8 protein-coding genes are annotated in these 6,098 nt (G+C 24.8%); 4 read left to right on the top strand and 4 right to left on the bottom strand.

Translation table 11 applies throughout. The features are described from left to right. Positions 1 to 131: 131 nt before the first annotated feature. Positions 132 to 872: a ParA family protein gene (locus tag HNP68_RS04655; protein WP_183221005.1), complete on the top strand. Its 741-nt coding sequence runs from the start codon at positions 132 to 134 to the stop codon at positions 870 to 872. Beyond that, the gene (locus HNP68_RS04660) at positions 863 to 1,135 is read left to right on the top strand and encodes a hypothetical protein (protein ID WP_183221007.1); all 273 of its coding nucleotides are present in this window, start codon (positions 863 to 865) and stop codon (positions 1,133 to 1,135) included. The genes HNP68_RS04655 and HNP68_RS04660 overlap by 10 nt, the downstream gene beginning before the upstream one ends. Before the next feature lie 514 nt (positions 1,136 to 1,649). Here HNP68_RS04660 and HNP68_RS04665 read toward each other — a convergent pair. Further along, the gene (locus HNP68_RS04665; protein ID WP_183221009.1) at positions 1,650 to 2,240 is read right to left on the bottom strand and encodes a hypothetical protein; all 591 of its coding nucleotides are present in this window, start codon (positions 2,238 to 2,240) and stop codon (positions 1,650 to 1,652) included. Positions 2,241 to 2,420: 180 nt separating this feature from the next. After that, entirely contained in the window at positions 2,421 to 2,498 is a 78-nt protein-coding gene (locus HNP68_RS07610) for a P13 family porin (protein ID WP_301380125.1), read from the bottom strand. Between the two features lie 1,098 nt (positions 2,499 to 3,596). Here HNP68_RS07610 and HNP68_RS07615 point away from each other — a divergent pair. Together HNP68_RS07615 and HNP68_RS04680 are read left to right on the top strand one after the other, a co-directional pair. Continuing rightward, on the top strand, positions 3,597 to 3,674 hold the full coding sequence (locus HNP68_RS07615; RefSeq protein WP_301380125.1) for a P13 family porin: 78 nt from the start codon (positions 3,597 to 3,599) through the stop codon (positions 3,672 to 3,674). A 180-nt stretch (positions 3,675 to 3,854) separates the two neighbouring features. Then, positions 3,855 to 4,445 carry a hypothetical protein gene (locus tag HNP68_RS04680; RefSeq protein ID WP_183221009.1) on the top strand — a complete coding sequence of 197 codons (591 nt, stop codon included), beginning with the start codon at positions 3,855 to 3,857 and terminating at the stop codon, positions 4,443 to 4,445. A gap of 514 nt (positions 4,446 to 4,959) precedes the next feature. Here HNP68_RS04680 and HNP68_RS04685 read toward each other — a convergent pair. Both HNP68_RS04685 and HNP68_RS04690 read right to left on the bottom strand, forming a co-directional pair. Beyond that, the gene (locus tag HNP68_RS04685; protein ID WP_183221007.1) at positions 4,960 to 5,232 is read right to left on the bottom strand and encodes a hypothetical protein; all 273 of its coding nucleotides are present in this window, start codon (positions 5,230 to 5,232) and stop codon (positions 4,960 to 4,962) included. Next, on the bottom strand, positions 5,223 to 5,963 hold the full coding sequence (locus HNP68_RS04690; RefSeq protein WP_183221011.1) for a ParA family protein: 741 nt from the start codon (positions 5,961 to 5,963) through the stop codon (positions 5,223 to 5,225). The genes HNP68_RS04685 and HNP68_RS04690 overlap by 10 nt, the downstream gene beginning before the upstream one ends. Positions 5,964 to 6,098: the final 135 nt, after the last annotated feature.

Here is a 6,098-nt window from a genome sequence, read left to right on the forward strand (position 1 = left end):
TATAAAATAATTAATATATGATATAAAATAATTAATATATTATATAAAATAATTAATATATGATATAAAATAATTAATATATGATATAAAATAATTAATATATGATATAAAATAATTTAAGTGAAGTTTGCATGAAAAAAATAGATTTTCATATTCAAAAAGGTGGTGTTGGCAAAACTACCTTAAGTGGTAATATAGCAAGCTATTTATCTAAAACAAAAAAAGTTGCATTAGTGGATTGCGATATACAACAAGGAAGTTCTTCTACATGGTTTCTTAATCATGAAATTCTTAGTTTAGATATTAAAGATTGTTTTTTAAAGAATGTAGATGTAGATCGAGTGTTAAAACAAATACAAAAAAATTTTTATATTTTACCATGTGTTCCGAGCGGAACTTTTAGAAGAAATGTGCAACATGAATTGCAAGATTTCCCATATTTGATAGATGATTTTTGTTTGGAACTAGAGAAATTGGGATTTGAAATTGTTATTTTCGATTTATCTCCTAGTTTTGAGCTTTGGGAAAGGAGAATTATTCTTGCAATGTGTGAAGTTGTTACTCCGTTGACTCCAGAATTTTTAAGTCTTGAAGGAATTAATATTTTTAAGGAAGAGTTTGATTCTTTGTTAAAATCTTATAGAAAAAAAGTTAAACATGAGAAGATTATTTGTAATATGCTTAATAAAAGTTTTAAGAGACATAATATACATTTAAGGCAATTTAAAACTTTTGGATATGATCTTTATGAAATTGGACAAGATGCTAAAATAGCAGAATCTCAGTTATATAAAAAGTCGATTTTTGACTACTATCCCGAGAGTAAGTCTATCTTGGGACTTTCAAGATTGGGGGATGCTTTATGCCTATAAACAAAGAGGTTGATTTAGAAGAAGCTATTAAACAAAATGTTAGTAAATCTAAATTTGCTTTTCGAGGTGACAATGATACTATTAGTAATAATATCTCAAATATTAAGCCTGGTAGATCAAAGATGACGATCAAGCAAATAAGTGTAGGATTGAAATATGAATATTGGGTTGAATTTTATTCTATTTTAGATGAAAAGGGATTAACAGCTTCTGGTTTTATAAGAACTTTAATTATGGAATATATAGAAACTTCTAGGAAATAATACTTTTTTAGAAGTTAATTATTCTTTAATTATTGACAATATCTGTTATTTTTATAATCAAAGATTATAAAAATAACAGTTTACTTATTAGTTTGTAATTAAGAAACTTAATTACAAACTAATACAGTAATTTAAATTACAATATTAATTGCAATTAAAGCTATTGATATTAATATAAATATATAAAACTTATTGTTAATAATTAATAAATAAAAAATTAATTTTAACATTTCTAGTAATAAAAAAAAGATATAAAAACATTTTTTACACAATCTAATTAATTTTGTAAAAAATGTTTTTAGTTGTATGCGAAAATATACTATACACATAGTTAAGCATGAATACACTATTATCGCTGTCATAAAAATTTTAATTCTCCCTTGATTTCTGATAAATCTCAGTCTATCTCAATTCTGTAAAAATTCCATTTTTGTTTATATATAGTTTTTTATTATTTTTATGCATTTATTAAGCGAATATTATAATTTTAATATTTAACATTGGTTTGGCTGTGTTATTTTTTGAAAAGCTTCCACCCAAAAATTTTTTTTGTTTCCTTTTTTTTATTTTTTCTACTTAATTTGTCACATTTAATATGTATTCTTTTTTCTCTAGGTTTTGAATTGAAAATAAAAAGTATATTATCTATATAATCTTTATTCAATGTTTTAAATAAGCCATATTGATCTAGATCTAAGACATAGTTAGGATTTGTTTTTTTTAAAATTTTAAAATAATAGGATTTACTAGGTAGTATTATTGGATTTTTATATATTTTTATTGCAAACTCTTCAAATGTTATAGCGTTTTTAACCAATTCTAATAGATTGTACTTGGGAAAATGTTTGTAGGGATTGTATTCTTTTAAAAAGCTTGGTGTTATAAAATATTTTAAAATTTGTTCTTTAGGATATAAATTAATACTTTTTTTACCATATTTTTTGAAAGCTTTTATATTTTGTGATAGTTTATAGGGAATAATTTTCCCTTGTTTTTCTAATCTAATCAGTTTTATATAAATGGTATTTTTTTTTATGCTGTTATTTTGCATGATTTGTATTTCTTTTAAAGTAAAATATTCTTGATTCTTAGCATCAATAAGCATTGTTATGTCCTTTATTGCAAATATAGCCCTAATCTTTAATTTAAAAACCTAGTGATAGGTTTTGTTGGGCGCTTTTAAATTTAAAGTTATCAACAAAGTCTATTTGGTATTGGGTTGTAGAAGGTGAACTGCTATTTCTATAATCTTTGATTTAGAAATAGCAGTTCACCATTAGTCTACTTAATAGCGTTTTTTAAACAAAAGTTGAAATCCGTTTGTTCCAATATCAAAGTTAGGTTCAAATCCTGCAAGCGAAATGCCTAATTTTTTCCAAGTTGCTTATCATTCCATTTACATTTGTAAATGGAATGATAAGCAAGGTTATGTAGGATGTCAAAAGTGTGAGCACTTCTGTTTCCATTAGTATATATTCGTTTTGTTTTATATGTACTGTCGTGCTCAGGCATATTAAAAAATTCTATTATAAAGGAGCGCTTCCAGCAAGCTGAATCCAAGTACTGGGTCACCACCAATATATATCTCCTTTGGGAATAGGAGCCTATTCCCAAAGGAATTAGCATGTTAAGGAAAAATACCATTAATTCTAGATCATATGTATAGTTGATCTTGGATATATGTATGGATATCCTGGATAATATCCAATTTATTTTATAGGGAGGGTAAATTTGTTATATTTTAGTATTGTGTTTCCTTTTTGTAAAAAATATCGTATAATATATAGCGTTCTTTTTCAATAATTTGCGATCCTTCAATAATTGAAGAGAGAGTTTTAGAGAGACAACCTTTTTAAACAAGTTTGTCATTGAGCGGGTTGTCTCAATATTTTATACTAAAAAATTGTAATATATATTACAATTTTTTAGTATAAAATATTGAGACAACCCGCTCAATGACAAACTTGTTTAAAAAGGTTGTCTCTCTAAAACTCTCTCTTCAATTATTGAAGGATCGCAAATTATTGAAAAAGAACGCTATATATTATACGATATTTTTTACAAAAAGGAAACACAATACTAAAATATAACAAATTTACCCTCCCTATAAAATAAATTGGATATTATCCAGGATATCCATACATATATCCAAGATCAACTATACATATGATCTAGAATTAATGGTATTTTTCCTTAACATGCTAATTCCTTTGGGAATAGGCTCCTATTCCCAAAGGAGATATATATTGGTGGTGACCCAGTACTTGGATTCAGCTTGCTGGAAGCGCTCCTTTATAATAGAATTTTTTAATATGCCTGAGCACGACAGTACATATAAAACAAAACGAATATATACTAATGGAAACAGAAGTGCTCACACTTTTGACATCCTACATAACCTTGCTTATCATTCCATTTACAAATGTAAATGGAATGATAAGCAACTTGGAAAAAATTAGGCATTTCGCTTGCAGGATTTGAACCTAACTTTGATATTGGAACAAACGGATTTCAACTTTTGTTTAAAAAACGCTATTAAGTAGACTAATGGTGAACTGCTATTTCTAAATCAAAGATTATAGAAATAGCAGTTCACCTTCTACAACCCAATACCAAATAGACTTTGTTGATAACTTTAAATTTAAAAGCGCCCAACAAAACCTATCACTAGGTTTTTAAATTAAAGATTAGGGCTATATTTGCAATAAAGGACATAACAATGCTTATTGATGCTAAGAATCAAGAATATTTTACTTTAAAAGAAATACAAATCATGCAAAATAACAGCATAAAAAAAAATACCATTTATATAAAACTGATTAGATTAGAAAAACAAGGGAAAATTATTCCCTATAAACTATCACAAAATATAAAAGCTTTCAAAAAATATGGTAAAAAAAGTATTAATTTATATCCTAAAGAACAAATTTTAAAATATTTTATAACACCAAGCTTTTTAAAAGAATACAATCCCTACAAACATTTTCCCAAGTACAATCTATTAGAATTGGTTAAAAACGCTATAACATTTGAAGAGTTTGCAATAAAAATATATAAAAATCCAATAATACTACCTAGTAAATCCTATTATTTTAAAATTTTAAAAAAAACAAATCCTAACTATGTCTTAGATCTAGATCAATATGGCTTATTTAAAACATTGAATAAAGATTATATAGATAATATACTTTTTATTTTCAATTCAAAACCTAGAGAAAAAAGAATACATATTAAATGTGACAAATTAAGTAGAAAAAATAAAAAAAAGGAAACAAAAAAAATTTTTGGGTGGAAGCTTTTCAAAAAATAACACAGCCAAACCAATGTTAAATATTAAAATTATAATATTCGCTTAATAAATGCATAAAAATAATAAAAAACTATATATAAACAAAAATGGAATTTTTACAGAATTGAGATAGACTGAGATTTATCAGAAATCAAGGGAGAATTAAAATTTTTATGACAGCGATAATAGTGTATTCATGCTTAACTATGTGTATAGTATATTTTCGCATACAACTAAAAACATTTTTTACAAAATTAATTAGATTGTGTAAAAAATGTTTTTATATCTTTTTTTTATTACTAGAAATGTTAAAATTAATTTTTTATTTATTAATTATTAACAATAAGTTTTATATATTTATATTAATATCAATAGCTTTAATTGCAATTAATATTGTAATTTAAATTACTGTATTAGTTTGTAATTAAGTTTCTTAATTACAAACTAATAAGTAAACTGTTATTTTTATAATCTTTGATTATAAAAATAACAGATATTGTCAATAATTAAAGAATAATTAACTTCTAAAAAAGTATTATTTCCTAGAAGTTTCTATATATTCCATAATTAAAGTTCTTATAAAACCAGAAGCTGTTAATCCCTTTTCATCTAAAATAGAATAAAATTCAACCCAATATTCATATTTCAATCCTACACTTATTTGCTTGATCGTCATCTTTGATCTACCAGGCTTAATATTTGAGATATTATTACTAATAGTATCATTGTCACCTCGAAAAGCAAATTTAGATTTACTAACATTTTGTTTAATAGCTTCTTCTAAATCAACCTCTTTGTTTATAGGCATAAAGCATCCCCCAATCTTGAAAGTCCCAAGATAGACTTACTCTCGGGATAGTAGTCAAAAATCGACTTTTTATATAACTGAGATTCTGCTATTTTAGCATCTTGTCCAATTTCATAAAGATCATATCCAAAAGTTTTAAATTGCCTTAAATGTATATTATGTCTCTTAAAACTTTTATTAAGCATATTACAAATAATCTTCTCATGTTTAACTTTTTTTCTATAAGATTTTAACAAAGAATCAAACTCTTCCTTAAAAATATTAATTCCTTCAAGACTTAAAAATTCTGGAGTCAACGGAGTAACAACTTCACACATTGCAAGAATAATTCTCCTTTCCCAAAGCTCAAAACTAGGAGATAAATCGAAAATAACAATTTCAAATCCCAATTTCTCTAGTTCCAAACAAAAATCATCTATCAAATATGGGAAATCTTGCAATTCATGTTGCACATTTCTTCTAAAAGTTCCGCTCGGAACACATGGTAAAATATAAAAATTTTTTTGTATTTGTTTTAACACTCGATCTACATCTACATTCTTTAAAAAACAATCTTTAATATCTAAACTAAGAATTTCATGATTAAGAAACCATGTAGAAGAACTTCCTTGTTGTATATCGCAATCCACTAATGCAACTTTTTTTGTTTTAGATAAATAGCTTGCTATATTACCACTTAAGGTAGTTTTGCCAACACCACCTTTTTGAATATGAAACGCTATTTTTTTCATGCAAACTTCCCTTACATTATTTTATATCATATATTAATTATTTTATATCATATATTAATTATTTTATATCATATATTAATTATTTTATATCATATATTAATTATTTTATATCATATATTAATTATTTTATATAGG

Origin of the sequence: Borreliella yangtzensis (assembly GCF_014201775.1) — a bacterium.
GTDB lineage: Bacteria > Spirochaetota > Spirochaetia > Borreliales > Borreliaceae > Borreliella > Borreliella yangtzensis.